13 protein-coding genes are annotated in these 15,987 nt (G+C 53.1%); 4 read left to right on the top strand and 9 right to left on the bottom strand.

The window, feature by feature from the left end; all coding sequences use genetic code 11:
* Nucleotides 1-593 precede the first annotated feature (593 nt).
* On the top strand, nucleotides 594-1,019 hold the full coding sequence (locus KXG62_RS01020; RefSeq protein WP_218090036.1) for a VOC family protein: 426 nt from the start codon (nucleotides 594-596) through the stop codon (nucleotides 1,017-1,019).
* Between the two features lie 88 nt (nucleotides 1,020-1,107).
* Here KXG62_RS01020 and KXG62_RS01015 read toward each other — a convergent pair whose 3' ends face one another.
* The 4 genes from KXG62_RS01015 to KXG62_RS01000 all read right to left on the bottom strand — a co-directional run bounded on the left by KXG62_RS01015 (nucleotide 1,108) and on the right by KXG62_RS01000 (nucleotide 6,336).
* A complete protein-coding gene (locus KXG62_RS01015) occupies nucleotides 1,108-2,994 on the bottom strand; it encodes an ABC transporter ATP-binding protein (RefSeq protein ID WP_218090293.1) in 1,887 nt (628 codons plus the stop codon).
* Between the two features lie 2 nt (nucleotides 2,995-2,996).
* On the bottom strand, nucleotides 2,997-4,724 hold the full coding sequence (locus KXG62_RS01010; protein WP_218090035.1) for an ABC transporter ATP-binding protein: 1,728 nt from the start codon (nucleotides 4,722-4,724) through the stop codon (nucleotides 2,997-2,999).
* Nucleotides 4,721-5,404, bottom strand: coding sequence for a TetR/AcrR family transcriptional regulator (locus tag KXG62_RS01005; RefSeq protein WP_218090034.1), 684 nt, complete (start codon nucleotides 5,402-5,404; stop codon nucleotides 4,721-4,723). The genes KXG62_RS01010 and KXG62_RS01005 overlap by 4 nt, the downstream gene beginning before the upstream one ends.
* A gap of 224 nt (nucleotides 5,405-5,628) precedes the next feature.
* Entirely contained in the window at nucleotides 5,629-6,336 is a 708-nt protein-coding gene (locus tag KXG62_RS01000) for a hypothetical protein (RefSeq protein WP_218090033.1), read from the bottom strand.
* Nucleotides 6,337-6,687: 351 nt separating this feature from the next.
* Between KXG62_RS01000 and KXG62_RS00995 the strand changes: the two genes are divergently transcribed.
* On the top strand, nucleotides 6,688-8,349 hold the full coding sequence (locus KXG62_RS00995; protein ID WP_218090032.1) for a hypothetical protein: 1,662 nt from the start codon (nucleotides 6,688-6,690) through the stop codon (nucleotides 8,347-8,349).
* A gap of 53 nt (nucleotides 8,350-8,402) precedes the next feature.
* Here the strand turns inward: KXG62_RS00995 and KXG62_RS00990 are convergent, their stop codons facing one another.
* Complete coding sequence (locus tag KXG62_RS00990; protein WP_218090031.1) at nucleotides 8,403-9,416, bottom strand: DUF3231 family protein; 1,014 nt, start codon at nucleotides 9,414-9,416, stop codon at nucleotides 8,403-8,405.
* A 170-nt stretch (nucleotides 9,417-9,586) separates the two neighbouring features.
* Here KXG62_RS00990 and KXG62_RS00985 point away from each other — a divergent pair, with 170 nt between their 5' ends.
* Nucleotides 9,587-9,868 carry an ArsR/SmtB family transcription factor gene (locus KXG62_RS00985; protein ID WP_218090292.1) on the top strand — a complete coding sequence of 94 codons (282 nt, stop codon included), beginning with the start codon at nucleotides 9,587-9,589 and terminating at the stop codon, nucleotides 9,866-9,868.
* Nucleotides 9,869-9,939: 71 nt separating this feature from the next.
* Nucleotides 9,940-11,151, top strand: a complete 1,212-nt coding sequence (locus KXG62_RS00980) for an MFS transporter (protein ID WP_218090030.1) — start codon at nucleotides 9,940-9,942, stop codon at nucleotides 11,149-11,151.
* A gap of 199 nt (nucleotides 11,152-11,350) precedes the next feature.
* Here the strand turns inward: KXG62_RS00980 and KXG62_RS00975 are convergent, their stop codons facing one another.
* The 4 genes from KXG62_RS00975 to KXG62_RS00960 all read right to left on the bottom strand — a co-directional run bounded on the left by KXG62_RS00975 (nucleotide 11,351) and on the right by KXG62_RS00960 (nucleotide 15,854).
* Complete coding sequence (locus KXG62_RS00975) at nucleotides 11,351-12,682, bottom strand: ABC transporter substrate-binding protein (RefSeq protein ID WP_218090029.1); 1,332 nt, start codon at nucleotides 12,680-12,682, stop codon at nucleotides 11,351-11,353.
* Nucleotides 12,683-12,771: 89 nt separating this feature from the next.
* Nucleotides 12,772-13,749, bottom strand: coding sequence for a hypothetical protein (locus tag KXG62_RS00970; protein WP_218090028.1), 978 nt, complete (start codon nucleotides 13,747-13,749; stop codon nucleotides 12,772-12,774).
* 83 nt (nucleotides 13,750-13,832) lie between these two features.
* Nucleotides 13,833-14,468 carry a histidine phosphatase family protein gene (locus tag KXG62_RS00965; protein ID WP_218090027.1) on the bottom strand — a complete coding sequence of 212 codons (636 nt, stop codon included), beginning with the start codon at nucleotides 14,466-14,468 and terminating at the stop codon, nucleotides 13,833-13,835.
* Nucleotides 14,469-14,522: 54 nt separating this feature from the next.
* A complete protein-coding gene (locus KXG62_RS00960; RefSeq protein ID WP_218090026.1) occupies nucleotides 14,523-15,854 on the bottom strand; it encodes an ABC transporter substrate-binding protein in 1,332 nt (443 codons plus the stop codon).
* Between the last annotated feature and the right edge of the window lie 133 nt (nucleotides 15,855-15,987).

Below are 15,987 nucleotides of genomic sequence, written 5' to 3'. Positions count from 1 at the left end.
AACCGATGTGTTCTCTGAGATCGAGTCCATCCCCCCTTTCAAAAATAAAAAAACCGAGCGGCAACCACCTCTTTTCCTCCATGTGAAAAAGAAATGTGTTGCACTCGGGTTTCTCCTGGTCTCTGCCCTTGTGAACGCTTACATTGTATCGTTTTTCCAATTATAACTTCTTCTTCATACGACTGCAACAAAAAATTTACAACTAAACTAACTGTGTTACGTCGGATCGTAAGCGATTTTCAGCGGACGGACGCGGCAGAATGTCAGGGCACCAATGTCTGCCGGGCTCTATTTTCTTCCCTTGCCTGGTCGTTCATTTTGGCCGGCGTCCATTTCGGCTCCCATACAAGCCGACATCGGCTTCTTTCACTCCGGAAACGTTCGATACGGCCTGCTTGACGTTGTTGACGATTTCGTCGGCGAGTGGACATTGGGGAATGGTCAGTCGTTACATTGGCTAACCTTCCTTTTTCTCCCCGTATAGAATGCCCCATTGTCGCATGACGCATACTTGCGAACATATGTTTTGTTTTATATAATAGAACGATGGATATAATGAACCATGGATGTAAATAATCGAAGGAGCTGACTACATGAGTTTGCGGTTAATACCTTATTTGATGATGAATGGCAATGCCACGGAAGCGATTCAATTTTATGAAAAAGCGCTGGACGCCAAACTCCTCTTTCAGCAAACGTTCGGTGAGATGCCGGCCAATCCGGAATTTCCGTTACCCGCGGAAGCAAAAGGGCTTGTTGCACATGCCATGCTAAAAGTCGGCGAAACGGACCTCATGTTCTCGGATATGTTCCCGGGGCAGCCCCATCATATCGGAAATCAAGTGACCATTTGTGTCTCGACCGACGACGCAGACCAGTCGAGACGATTTTTTGAAGCGCTGCAGCAAGGCGGCCAAGTCAGCATGCCTTTGCAAGAGACGCATTTCAGTCCGGCCTACGGGATTGTAACGGACAAGTTCGGCGTTACCTTCCAAATTTATACGGAGAGCAAGCAATAAGACGGTTTGCAATGGAGTTACGACTTACAAACGCAGCAACGGCTCTGTTCCTTAGGGACAGAGCCGTTGTCGATTTCGGTCGCTTCGTTTAAGCGACCGTCCCTTCGGCGAATTGGCTGTTGTACAGCTCGGCGTAGAAGCCGCCCTTCGCCAGAAGTTCTTCATGCGTTCCTTGCTCAATCACATTACCGTGGTTCATGACGAGAATCAGGTCGGCATCGCGAATCGTCGACAGCCGGTGCGCGATCACGAAGCTCGTGCGCCCTTTCATCAGCTCGTGCATCGCCTTCTGGATATAAATTTCCGTGCGCGTGTCGACGCTGCTTGTCGCTTCGTCGAGAATAAGAATCGCCGGGTCCGCCAGAATTGCGCGGGCGATCGTGAGCAGCTGCTTCTGGCCTTGCGAGATGTTGGACGCTTCCTCGTTCAGTACGGTATCATACCCATCCGGCAGCGTGCGGATGAAATGATCGGCCTGGGCCGCCTGAGCCGCCGCAATCACCTCATCTTCGACTGCTCCGATGCGTCCGTATGCGATATTGTCGCGAATCGTACCGTTGAACAGCCACGTATCCTGCAGCACCATACCGAACAGGCGGCGCAGATGCTCCCGCTTCATGTCGGCGATCGGACAGCCGTCGATCGTAATCGCGCCTTCGCCGATCTCATAGAAACGCATCAGCAAGTTGATCAGCGTCGTCTTGCCGGCGCCGGTCGGCCCGACAATCGCGACGGTCTGCCCCTGCTTCACATCGATGTTCATCCCTTCGATCAGCGCCGCGCCTTCGTTGTAGCCGAAGCTGACGTTCTCGAAGCGCACATCGCCGCGCGGCTCCTGCAGCATCACTCCTTCGGCCGCTTCCGGCACTTCTTCGGCTTCGTCCAATATCTCGAATACGCGCTCGGCCGACGCCAGCGTCGATTGGATGACATTCGCAATATTGGCGGTCTGGACGATCGGCATCGAGAACTGGCGCGCGTATTGAATGAACGCCTGAATGTCCCCGATCGCAATCGCGCGCTGCGTCACCAGCACCCCGCCGACAATGCAAATCAGCACGTACCCGATATTGTTGATGACCGTCATCAGGGGCATCATAATCCCGCTGATGAACTGCGACCGCCATCCCGATTCGTACAGCCGGTCGTTGATCGAATCGAACGTTTCAATGGACTTCCGTTCGTGACCGAACGCCTTGACGATCTTATGGCCCGTATACATTTCTTCCACATGGCCGTTCAGCTCGCCGAGCGCTTTTTGCTGTCCCGCGAAATGCGGCTGCGAGCGGGAAGCAATCGCTTTGATGACGACGAAGCTTAGCGGCAGTGTCAGCACGAGTATGATCGTCAGCAGCGGGCTGATGGTCAGCATCATAACGATGATGCCGATCAGCGTAATGACCCCGGTGATCATCTGCGTCAAGCTCTGCTGCAGCGTACCGCTAATGTTTTCCATATCGTTCACGACCCGGCTCATGATTTCGCCATGCGTCTTCGAATCGTAATATTTGAGCGGCAAGCGCGTCAATTTCTCATTGACGTCTTTGCGAAGCCCGTACACCGTCCGCTGGGCGACGCCCGCCATCAAATACTGCTGGATATATGCGAAGAGCGAACTGAATAAATACAACACGATCAAGACCAGCACGATATCGAAAATACGTGCGAAGTCGATAGCTGCATGCGCGTCGCCGCCGAATTTGGCCATCAGGCCTTCGAACATGACGGTGGTCGCCTGCCCCATAATTTTCGGGCTGACGATGCTGAATACGGTGCTTAATACGGCCGTAATCAGCACCGCGATCAACTGTGGGCGAAACGGCTTCAAATAGCCGAGCAGCCTGCGAAACGAACGCTTTGCATCCTTCGCCTTTTGTCCCGGCATACCGAACCCGCCTCCCATCGGTCCGCGTCCGGGTCCACCCATCGGTCCGCCCATCGGCCGGCTTGCCTGGCCTCTCTGTTGATTTTGCATACTCATGCGATTTCCTCCTCCGCCAGCTGTGAGGACACAATTTCCCGGTATACTCTACAGGTCTCCATCAACTGTTCGTGATTGCCGATGCCGGCTATGGTGCCTTCGTCCAGCACGATGATGCGGTCCGCCTGCATGATTGTGCTGACCCGCTGCGCGACGATGATGACCGCGTCATCGGCCGTCTCCCCGGCGAGCGCGGCTCGCAGCTTCGCGTCGGTCTTGTAGTCGAGCGCCGAGAAGCTATCGTCGAACACGTACAGGTCCGGTCTTCGGACCAACGCCCTTGCGATGGAAAGCCGCTGCTTCTGGCCTCCCGACAAATTCGAGCCCCCTTGCGAGATGACCGCATCGTAGCCTTCCGGCTTCTCCTCGATAAACGACGCGGCCTGGGCAATTTCCGCGGCATGCCGGATCTCTTCCTCCGAGGCGTCTTCTTTGCCGTAGGCGATGTTATCGCGAATCGACCCCGAGAACAGCACCGCCTTCTGCGGGACGAATCCGATCCTCGAGCGCAGCGCTTCCTGCGTCACTTCGCGAACATCGACGCCGCCAAACGTAATGCGCCCGTTGTCGATATCGTAAAATCGGGCGATCAGATGGGCCAGCGTCGTTTTGCCCGAACCCGTGCCGCCGATGATCGCCGTTGTCTCGCCCGGCTTCGCTTCGAACGAGATGTTCGAAAGCGCCGGCTTCTCCGCACCGGGATAGCTGAACGTGACGCGGTCGAAGACGACATGGCCGCCGCGGCGCACCGAAGCGCTCGCCGAAGGCCGATCCTTGATAACCGGCACGGTATCCAGCACTTCATTGATCCGCGCGGCGGATGCCGATGCCCGCGGTACCATGACGAACATCATCGACACCATAATGAGCGAGAACATGATCTGCATGGCGTATTGCAAAAATGCCATCAAATCGCCCACCTGCATGCCGCCGGCGCTGATGCGCTGGCCTCCGAACCAGATGATCGCGATCGACGTAAAGTTCATGATGAGCATCATCATCGGCATCATGGCCGCCATAATTTTGTTCACTTTCACAGCCGTTTCAGTCAAATCGAGATTCGCCGCATCGAATCGCTGCTTCTCATGCTCCGTCCGGTTGAACGCCCGGATGACGCGAACGCCGGTCAAATGTTCGCGCAGCACGAGATTCAGCTTGTCGATCTTGAACTGGATCGATTTGAACAGCGGTATGCCCTTCCTGGCGATCAAGTAGATTGTCAAGGCCAGAACCGGCATGACGCCAACGATCACAAGCGACAGCTTCGGGTCTTTCGAGAAGGCCATAATAATGCCGCCGATACACATCATCGGCGCCGATACCATCATTCGCATCATCATCAGCAATACTTGCTGAACCTGGGTAATGTCATTCGTCGTGCGGGTAATGAGGGAAGCCGTACCGAGCTTGTCGAATTCCTGCAGCGAAAAGCTCTCGGCCTGCGCGAACGTTTGGCCGCGGACGATGCGGCCGAAGCCTGCGGAAATTTTCGACGAATGGTAGCTCGCCCAGACGGAGAACCCTCCGCTTAGCGCCGTTACGAGCAGCATCAGCCCGCCGATGCGCCAGATGTGGCTCACATCGCCGGTTGCGATCCCTTGATTGACGATATCCGCCATGAGCGTCGGCAAGTACAGATCAGATATCGATTGGAGGAAAATAAGCAGCAGCACCAGGGCAATCGCCCACCGGTACGGCTGCAAAAAGCGAAAAAGTTTGATCATACGTTATCCTCTCCATTCCCTTGTCGATCGCGGGACGGAGCGACAAGAGCGATACAGGAAGCAACGGCATCCTCCATATCGCGATGGAACATGCGCTCCATGTCCTGCCGGCTCGTCCCTTGCGCTTGAAGCTCCAGATGCAGCTGCCGCAAATGCATCAAACCGTGCATCATGGCTCCCCAGTATTGCGTCGCCATCAGTTGCGGAGACATCGGACGAATCTCACCGGCTTCCATCCCATTTTGCAGCGTCTCGCGGATCCGGTTCAGGTTGTCGCGGTGCCATTTCCACTCGTTCAGCTCTTCCCCGGTGAACAATACATGCATATCGTGGCGCATTCGCATAAAAAACAAAAAACTGTCCGGCTGCGCCAGCAAATTGTCGTACATCGAACGGACAAAGACCTCCAACAGCTCCAGAACGGGAAGCTTTTTTTCGAAATGCCGCTGGACGTGCTGATTCGATGCTTCGAACATGAACAGAAACAGCTCTCGAAATAGCGTCAGCTTATCTTTGAAATAATAATAAACAAGACCTCTAGCTACGCCCGCCTGGACGGCAACATCCCCGATTTCAGCGGCTGCATACCCTTTCTCCACATATACCTTCAGCGCGCCCTTCATGATCGCTTCCTTGCGCTGACGCCGGATTTGTTCATTTTGCTCTTTGTTTCGCGGCAAATCAGGATCACCTTTCTTTCATTGACTTTCATGTCAACCAAAACTATAGCGCAGAGGCAGGAGCGCTGTCAAGGGGACTTTGCGGATACGACGACGGCTGAACGCCACGGTCGGCCGCGCCGCTAGTTGCATGCAGCGAGAGGCTTCGCAAAGAGGCCGTCGAACCGACAAAAATGCCTCCGCATCTCCTGTCAGAGTCGCGAAGGCATTGCGGCATTCAATCTTCAACGTACGGAATCCGATTCCATAACGGCGAGTTCCATCTTCACCGGTTCGTTCGCCAGCTCCAGATCGGCGGCTTCGCCGACTCGTCTTCCCTCATTCACTAGAACATAGAGCGGAATGAGTACAATGAAAAATACAAGATCCAAGAATAACACCATCCCTAACGGATGCTCGCCTGCCGCCATAACCCCGAGCATCGCTCCCATCAGGCCGCCCATCAGACCGGCCAGCATGCCGTCCATCGAAGCCAGTAATCCGAACGGCCCGCCTGCGAAATAACCCGCCAGCATGCCGCATGCCACCGCAATGACCGTAGGAATGAGCATTTCCCCGATCATCACTCCGGCGATCGTGCCGATGAGCAGACTCGCCAGCATCCCGATCGACATGGCTGCCATCATGCCTGACATCGCGGGCAGAATCGCTCCCGAGCGCCTTACCTTTAAAGTCATCAGCAAGCTGGCCAGCCCTACGGCAAGCAGCGACGCGACATAAGCCGCAAGCGCGCCCGGCGAATCCGCCGCACGCTGCACGGCAGTAACGCTTGGAGCCGCAGTTTCGCTGGGGGTCCCGGAGGACATATGGCCGGAATGCTCCGCTGCCGCGATTCCGCGAATAGGCTTCGACTGCTGCGCGTGAGCCTCGTTCATCATGCCGAACAACAGCAGCAAACCTAACACCCATGCGTAAACCAGCTTTTTATTCATCCCTCATCGCTCCCCTTCCCCTGCCATTGCCGCCACTCCCGGCAGCGGCCGCCTTCTCTTAACATATCGCGAATTCGCCGATATTAGAATGACTCCATCGGGCTATGCGATTCGCTGCGGACGGCTTTGCCCTAAGGCGTCCGGAAGCAAACCGTATTCGCTTGCGGATATGACGCGAACCTCCGATATGGAAGACGACAAATACAAAAGGAACGGATGATTGTATAAAGAATTTCGCGCGGATCGGGTGGTATGATGTCTCTAGCTTCGGAAGCGATCGCAACGATCCGTGGCGGCCGTTAGGAATGCTAAGAAGGCTGCCGCAGTCATTGAAAAAGGAGCGTGGCAGAATTGAAGAAGATACCGCACAGCGGCAAGGAGCAGACGGAAGGCGGTCAAGAGGAAATACCGAATAAGAAATGGACGAGGCGAGCGCTGCTTGCTTCCGCAGGCATGGCCGGCGCGGCGCTCGTCTGCGGAACGGCGTTGGGCACTTCGAGCGGCAGCTCGGTCCCGGGGTTGTCCGGCGCTACCGTCAGCGGAAACACATACGAGCCGAATCCGGATAACCCGCTTCCGGTCACCTCGCCCCCCTGCCCGCAAGTAGATTTCGTGCAGCTGCTTCGCGAGCACAGCGAGACGGCGCCGCAGCTGTACGCCAAAGTGGCCGGCAACCGGCAGATCGAGGTGCTTATCCCGTTCAGAGGAGCGCGCTGCGCGCATTACGCCTTCATCAAGGATCCGAACGACGATTTCATCAAGCTGCAAAACGGCGCGGTTTCCCTTCTCCGTTCCGCGCTATCGGTCGCAGATGCCCTGGATTATACGGGAAAGACAGGCAACTGGGTTACCCAGTTCCCGCCGAACGATTATGCGACGCAAGTCGGCGCTACATTCACGTTTGCATTTTCCGGCACGGGCTTCGACTTTCAGCATTATACCGATAACCGGGGCGGCATATGGGAGTTTGCGGTCGACGGCATCCTGACCGTGACGGTCAGCACGCATATCGAAGCAGTTCCTCAAGCGGAGCTGCACGGAAATTACGGCTGCAGACCGATCGCAAGGGGGCTTGCGGACAGTACGCATACGATTGTAGCCACATTCAAAGGGGACGACCCGGCGCATCCTCCTTCCGGCGGGGCGGGCACGTCGAGGGGATGGGTTCGCAACGCGGCGAATTACGCTTCCAAAGACCAGCCTTACCGGACGGTGCTGTTGTACGATTCGACATCGATTCAAACGAACAAGCCGGTCAAGCTGTTCGATGTTCTGCATTCGTGGAGCAACAAGGAGTTTGCGCTGAACGTCTCTCCCGCCGGCTCCGGTTTCGCCAACCATTGGCTTCCCGAGCATGTGAATGTCGGCACCGTCTATACGGGTGTGTCGCAGCGCATCTATTTTGATGATACGGAAATTTCCAGCTGGACGCCCGACACGACGTTTCGTCCCGTTCGCGCGGTCACGATCGTGCAGCAAATGATCGGCAGGCATCCGAACGATCCGGCGAATCCGGTCGCCGAAATCGACTGCGTGCATACGGCCAGCGCAAGCGGCGTATCCGTGAAGACTAAAGTGACGTGGCTGCGGCCGGTCTTCATTCATACCGGATACGGGATGATGTTTCCGGCGGCCGGGACTTTCGCGAGCAAGCTTGTGACCGGCTCGGGAAGGACGTACGAAGCCAGCGCCACGGACGGCAGCAAGACCGACTTGACGGAGAACGACCAATCCGTAAGCTACGCTTACGTTCACAACGCCTCAGGGACGAACGGCGAGCCGGACACGGTGGTGGCGATGACCGTGCAAGACATCGCCAAGACGTTCCGGTACGGCCTACCCGGACGAAGAAGAACCGGCTCCGTCGTATGGCTTCAGCACCGGGATGCGACGATGCAGAAGCTGTATCCGCAAATATTCGATCAGCACACCGCTGCCGCCGGAGAAACATACGAGTCCGGTGGTACCTATTTCATTGGCGAGCTGCCGCTTGCCCATCGACTCTTGACTTGACGCCGCAGGGCGCCGGCTGCAGGCCGCTTAAGCAGCGGCTCTGCCTTGCAGAGCTACGTCTTGCTCGCCATCGCCAGCCGTTCCCGATTTTCCGCAAGCGGCGGCTGTTCCATCCAGCCGCGGTCGGTCATCACCTTCAACCATTCGCCGCTGATTCTCATATCATCGCCGATCGCCATCGTATAATGGGCGATGAGATCCTTTCGCGGGGAAGAAGCGAGACCGGAGCCGTAATACACCATCGCGCTCGAAAACAAAAATCCGACGTGAAACATCATCAGCTGATCTGGAAACGGAGAAATCGTCGTATCCGTAACCTCCGACTCGAGGCTGGGCGGCGCTGGCAAATGATCGTCATCCAGCGTCTTGGAAAACACATTAATATGCTTCTCCTTCACCTTGATGGCGTCCTCCAAAAATCGCTTCACAGCAGAGCTTTTCGCTACTTGGTGGAAGGCAACGAGCACCGCTTTGGCTAAAATGCTTTTTTTCAAATTAAACAAAATATCCGTTATTTCAACACAGGACAGCGGACGCTTCTTACTCAGCAATCCGACCACAAAGCCCTCGCTCTGCACAAACTCCGGCCGTTCCGGCGGCGTGAGGGTTGGCGGACGAAAGTAAATTCCTTTGCTCATTAACAAATCTTTGGACCGGTCGCATAATTTGACCGATGAAGCGAGACACTCCGAGAAGTACGCTCGTATATCCTTGCGCGAAGACGTCGTGATGGCGCCGCTGTATCCGTGACAACCGTGGATGGACATGATGTTCAAATAATGAAGCGCAAGCGGGTCGGTGAACATTTTGGGGGCGTTCGTGCTCACATCCTGCAGCGCAAACCCTACGGGCAGCGGATAACTTTCGCTTTGGAAAAAAGATTGGATCGTATCGATATGCCGCTCTCCCAAATGAACCGCATATTCATAGAGCTCGCGGATCTCGGCATCCTCCACGTTTTGAAGTATAAACTTGTTCATGCACAGACCCGCCGTTTCATTCATGTACTGCGTCCATAATCCTGCAATTTCGGCTGCAGTCAGCTTCGGATGATGAGTTGAACTCAATCGTAACACCTGCCTCACCTAGAGAATGTTTCCAGATTAATGTTACCTTCTTTTTCATGAATATGCATAACAGGCATGCGTTTGAAAAATTACCGCTTTACAATCAAATCCATATGTGTTATCGTTTATTTCCATAAATATAGAAATAAGACGATGGCTAGGTGATGACAATGGTTCGGGATGACGCAGACGTACGGCAAGCTGTCAAAATATATAAGGCGCTAGGAGAACCGACCCGGCTGAAAATTGCGATGCTGCTGACAGAGGAGAGAAATTTGTGCTGCTCCGACATTCAGGGCAAGCTCGAATCCATCGCCGGATCGACGCTCTCTCACCACCTGAAACAACTGACGGAATGCGGCCTACTGGATTTGCGCAAAGACGGCACTTACATATTTTACAGCGTGAACCGCGAAATGGCCCAAAAGTATGCACCGTATTTGCTGAACTAATTTTTTTTCATCATTATTTCTATATTTTTAGAAATATAAAATTTTGGAGTGGAGAAAGGAGCGCTTGCATCATGTCAAACGCTTGGAAAATTTATATGCTGGCCGCCGTCAGCTTTCTGGTCGGCACGTCGGAATATGTCATTGCCGGCATTCTGGATAAAGTGGCGAACGATATCGGCGTGTCGGTCTCGGCAGCCGGTCAGCTCATCACGGTATTTTCGCTCGCCTATGCCTTCGGGACCCCCGTTCTGATGGCTTTAACCGCCCGCCTGGAGCGGCGCAAGCTGCTGCTCTACGCGCTGGGCCTGTTCGCAGCGGGCAACCTGGCGGCGCTTATGCTTCCGGGATTTGCTTCCCTCATCGCCTCGCGAGTCATTCTTGCGATGAGCACCGGCGTGTTCGTCGTTACCGCGCTGACCGTTGCCTCCAAGCTGGCGGAACCCGGGAAGCAGGGCGGCGCCATTGCGACGCTCGTTATGGGCTTCAGCACTTCGCTGATCGTCGGCGTGCCGATTGGAAGGCTCGTTGCTTCCGCCTATGACTGGAAGCTGATCTTCGGCGGAATCGGCCTGCTCGGCATTGCCGCCATGTTCGTGATCGGCTTCGCGATCCCGCGAACCGAAGGAGAGGAGCCCGTCCCGCTGCGTAGCCAGCTCGCTCTGCTGAAGCAGACGCATATTATCGTCGCGCTGCTGGTCACGTTTTTCTGGATCGGCGGCTACGCCATCGCCTATACTTACATTTCACCGTTCCTGCTTACGGTTACGGGGATGAGCGAGCAAGGCGTAAGCGCCAGCTTGTTCGCCTTCGGCATCGCCAGCCTGCTCGGCTCGAAGCTGGGAGGCTTCGGCACGGACCGCTGGGGCGTGCGCCGCACGCTAATCGGCGGCATGCTGCTTCACGCCGCTGCGCTCGTCGTGCTGTCGCTATTCGCGACAACGCCCGCCGCCATCGTCCCGCTGCTGATGCTATGGGCATTCTCGGCCTGGTCCTCCGGCCCGACGCAGCAATATTACTTACTGACGCTGGCGCCGGCCGCATCCGGCATTATGCTCAGCTTGAACACCTCCGTTCTGCAGCTGGCAATGGCCGCCGGCGCGGGCGTCGGCGGTGTGGTCGTGGAGCAGGCGTCGCTGTCGTCCATCACATGGATCAGCGCAGCCGGCGTCGCCATTGCCGCAGGCACGGCGGCATGGTCGTTCCGGCTGTCCCGTGCCCGCCAGGAATCCGAACCCGACGCCCCCGTAACGGCACGTCGGCGGATACGTAAAGTGAGCGCATAATCGCAAATTACGACAAAGCCGAGGCAGCGCTAACGCCCGGCTTTGCTCTGCACACCGAACAAAAAAAAAAAAACGGATGACAAAAAAAACCGGATGACTTCTCATCCGGCTCATACTTTGATACAATGACCATGTTGAGTGGGGGATGCATCCCGTGAACCTGTTGCCGCAGGTTCACACCGTGGGAAGCATCCTCTTCTTATTTATTTTCCTGAATCCATTTGTTCGCTTTCTCTTCCGCTTCCCGAAGCACCGTATTGACGTCTTTCTTTTCGTATGCGATTTGTTTAGCGGCTGCATTTAAGAAGGGATAGACTTTAATATCGAATTTGTGCTGCCTTGGTACTTTGGATAATTTAGGAATGAACACACTTTGAATATTTTTACCCTCGTAAAGCTTTGTGTCTAAAGCATATTCTTTTTTCATCGTAGGATCGGCCAGAACCGTCGCTTTCGAGCCACGATTCATAGCCCTCTGCGCTTCCTCGCTTATCATCGTTTTGAGGACCGCATATGCCGCCTTCTTGTTTTTGCTGTTCGGTGTAACGGCTGCCATTTGTACTTCCGGCTCTCTGCTGTAACCCTTCTGATCCTCGAATGTCGGCAACGACACGACATCCCAATTGAATGCTTTGCCCGTTTCCTTTAATTGCGGAAGACGTGCGGTGATGGCTGCAGTATTGAATTGATACATGGCGAGCTTTTGATCTTTAAGGAAGAAATCAATGCTGTACTCATAATTTTTATTCATCTCCACGATGCCTGGAATGCCGTACAACTTCTCGAGCAGGCTGTATGCCCTCTTGTATCCTTCGGTCTGGAACACGGCCTTTTCGCCTTTCTCGTCGAGGGCGGGAAGTCCTAATTGCCGGGTCAACCTCGTTGGCGGCCCGATAGCCAGACCGACGTACTGAACGCCTTGATCCACTCTTGTTACCCTTTTGGCTAATTCGATCGTTTCATCCCAGGTCATGCCGTCTTTCGGATAGGGAACACCAAATTTATCGAAGATGTCCTTATTGTATATCAGCATGTTATACATGATCGAATACGGCATGCCGAAGGTTTCCCCTTTATCGCCGAAGCTTTTCACAATATTGATTGCTTCCGGCTCAAACTTGCTGAAGCTGATTTTCTCATTCTTGATGAACGAGTTCAGATCCGACACGAGTCCCCTCTCCAACAGATCGTAATACCAATAGCTGGTCGACAAGATCATATCGGGGACTTCGCCGGAGGCTACCATTTTATCCAGGGTCATTGCCGATTGCGGGATCAGTTGCGGCGTTATGTTCGGGTATTTGGTCTTGATTGCTCGGGTTACCAGCTCCTCCAAATCGGCATCGTTCAATACCGATGCATTGTAGGAGTAAATCGTAAGCGTCGCCGGCTCGTTATTGTACGCGTCCGGGTTGACGGCTTCTCCTTTACTTTCGCTTGGCGCAGCCTCCTTCCCGCAGCCTGCGAGGGCGAACGTCCCCAGTACAGACATCGCGACTAGCAATGGAATCGTTTTGTTTCTCTTCAACATATTCAAGCCCCTTCATGATCTTTTGATTAGTTCATTATTAAATTGAACACTGATTCAATAAACCGCTTGCAATGATTATATCCTGTTGCTTAGAAGGCGGTGTATCCGTTGAAATAGTGAACACCATCGCTGGTCGTATCGCTTGAATCCGCTCTGCGGTTGGTGTTGAACCAAAGTTTACCCCCATTATCGATGCCGACGTCCTCGATTTCAAAAAGGTCAGAATACGCGGAAGACGTAATACGGAATGACAAATCATTATCCGAATAAATGGTGCCGCTGGCGGTTGATATATTGCGGTATACAAGTACAATGCTAACGTTCTCATAGGTGAGGGGCAGGTAAATCGTATTATTGCGATAGCCGAAGCCTTGGAATAAATACGAATTGATGTTAGATACGGTACTTCCGTTGACCAGGGCATCTTCGATATTAATGGAAAAGGCGCTGGTTACGTTAATGGTACCACTGTTTGCAGTCAGCGGAAGTGTGCCCTTGTAAAAGGTCTTTCCGGACTTAAAGAGGAAGTTAATATTGCTGGAGTCATTGCTTGTAATTTTCACTCCGGACATTCCCTTATCTGTGCCATTGTATTTGATTGTATAGTTGCCCACTTTGTAAAACGTCGAACCTACATATTTCAGTTTGACCAGACTCATGTTTCCGGCGTATGTAGTGAGAATGAACATGTAAAACTCTCCATCGATGGTGCTGAGCACCATATCGTTGGCGTGGCCGAGATAGGTAGCGTAGGTTGTTGAAGTATCGCCGTTTGTCATAAGTGTAGTGGATCCATCACTCATTTTGGTGCGGTATATGACGGCTTTGGATTCATCGCTGTTAATTTTAATGGAATAAGTGTATGTGGATCCTACAGCAAACCCCTGCGAGGAGTAGCAGTTATTCGCATTGCCGAGCGTTGCGATGGTGCTGTACGTATTATAATAGGCTGCACTGGCTGTGAGCGGAACCATCATCACGATAGAAAGAATGAGGACTACTGTTAACATAAATCGAGAGTTGCGGCCCAAAGACCTTTTTGCAGCTTTATTAAAAATATGGTTCATACACGATCCCTCCAATTCATAATCAAGCCCTTTGTTCAGAACCGCTGCAGCCCACTTGGCTTATCGACTTCATTAAGATAGATTTATACACCCGCAGTGCACTCCTTCGTTATAAACGTATCATACCTGCAGTTCAACATCAGGACGCGCATCCCTTCTTTGGATGTCTCCAGTATTGAAATACCGGTGTTGCTGTGGACCAATCGGCGATAAGCGATCATCGGCATGGAGAGCATGCCCGCCAAGTATATGCGGATCGACATGCTGTGGCTTACAACAAGCACGCGCTCGTGCGGATGTCTCGTTGCAATCTCTTCAAAGAACAGGCTCATCCTTCGAAATACAGTACCGGCGCTCTCGCCTGTTATCCCGGCCGGGTACAATTCCGGTTCTTCGTTCCATTGCTTCCAAGCCTGCGGGTATTCGGCGCGTATCTCCCGGGCTTTCAACCCTTCCCACAAGCCAAAATCGATTTCTGCGATGCGCGGGTCTGTCTGTACATTCAAACCTTTGGCAAGCGCGATCGGCTCGGCGGTCTCCTTCGCCCGGGTCAATGTAGACGCATACATGGCATCTATGGAAGTGCCGGCCAAGAACAATGCCGTTTGTTTCGCTTGCTCAGCCCCTACTTCCGACAACGAAATATCCGTACTCCCGCAATAGCGATCGGTGCTGTTCCACTCGGTTTCTCCATGCCGGACGATATAAAAAGTAGTCAAAGCCTGCTCCCACCTTCACTCTATACGTATGATCAGCGCATTCCGGATTACCGCTTATTTATTTTCCTGAATCCATTTGTTCGCTTTCTCTTCCGCTTCCCGAAGCACCGTATTGACGTCCTTCTTTTCATATGCGATTTTTTTAGCGGCTTCATTCAGGAAGGGATAAACTTTAATATCGAATTTGTGCTGCCTTGGCACTTTGGTTAATTTAGGAATGAACACACTTTGAATATTTTTACCCTCGTAAAGCTTTGTGTCTAAAGCATATTCTTTTTTCATCGCGGGATCGGCCATAACCGTCGCTTTCGAGCCCCGATTCATAGCCTTTTGCGCTTCCTCGCTTATCATCGTTTTGAGGACCGCATAGGCCGCCTTCTTGTTATTGCTGTTCGGTGTAACGGCTGCCATTTGTACTTCCGGCTCTCTGCTGTAACCCTTCTGTTCCGGGAATGTAGGTAACGACACGACATCCCAATTGAACTCTTTACCGGTTTGCTTTAATTGTGGAAGACGTGCGGTGATGGCTGCAGTATTGAATTGATACATGGCGAGCCTTTGATCTTTAAGGAAGAAATCAATGCTGTACTCATAATTTTTATTCATCTCCACAATGCCTGGAATGCCGTACAACTTCTCGAGCAGGCTGTATGCCCTCTTGTATCCTTCGGTCTGGAACACGGCCTTTTCGCCTTTCTCATCGAGGGCGGGAAGTCCTAATTGCCGGGTCAACCTCGTTGGCGGCCCGATAGCCAGACCGACGTACTGAACGCCTTGATCCACTCTTGTTACCCTTTTAGCCAGCTCGATCGTTTCATCCCAGGTCATGCCGTCTTTCGGATAGGGAACACCAAATTTATCGAAGATGTCCTTATTGTATATCAGCATGTTGTACATGATCGAATACGGCATGCCGAAGGTTTCCCCTTTATCGCCGAAGCTTTTCACAATATTGATTGCTTCTGGCTCAAACTTGCTGAAGCTGATTTTCTCATTCTTGATGAACGAGTTCAGATCCGACACGAGTCCCCTCTCCAACAGATCGTAATACCAATAGCTGGTCGACAAGATTATATCGGGAATTTCGCCGGAGGCAACCATTTTATCCAGTGTTGTTGCGGATTGCGGGATCAGTTTCGGTGTAATATTCGGGTATTTGGTCTTAATTGCTCGGGTCACCAGCTCCTCCAAATCGGCATCGTTCAATACCGATGCATTGTAGGAGTAGATCGTAAGCGTCGCCGGCTCGTTATTGTACGCGTCCGGGTTGACGGCTTCACCTTTACTTTCGCTTGGTGCAGCCTCTTTCCCGCAGCCTGCGAGGGCGAACGTCCCCAGTACAGACATCGCGACTAGCAATGGAATCGTTTTGTTTCTCTTCAACATATTCAAGCCCCTTCATCATCATTTTACTTCGACCGCAATACAAGCGCTTACAATTCAACACACATAGGCTTCCCCCCTTTGTTAGTCATCTGACCTATATTCTGGCAACCAGTTTCTTACAGCCATATCGTAG

Source organism: Paenibacillus solanacearum (assembly GCF_910593845.1).
GTDB classification, from domain to species: Bacteria; Bacillota; Bacilli; order Paenibacillales; family NBRC-103111; genus Paenibacillus_G; species Paenibacillus_G solanacearum.
The sequence above is the reverse complement of the archived record's forward strand: the minus strand, read 5'-3'. Positions and strand labels throughout refer to the sequence as shown.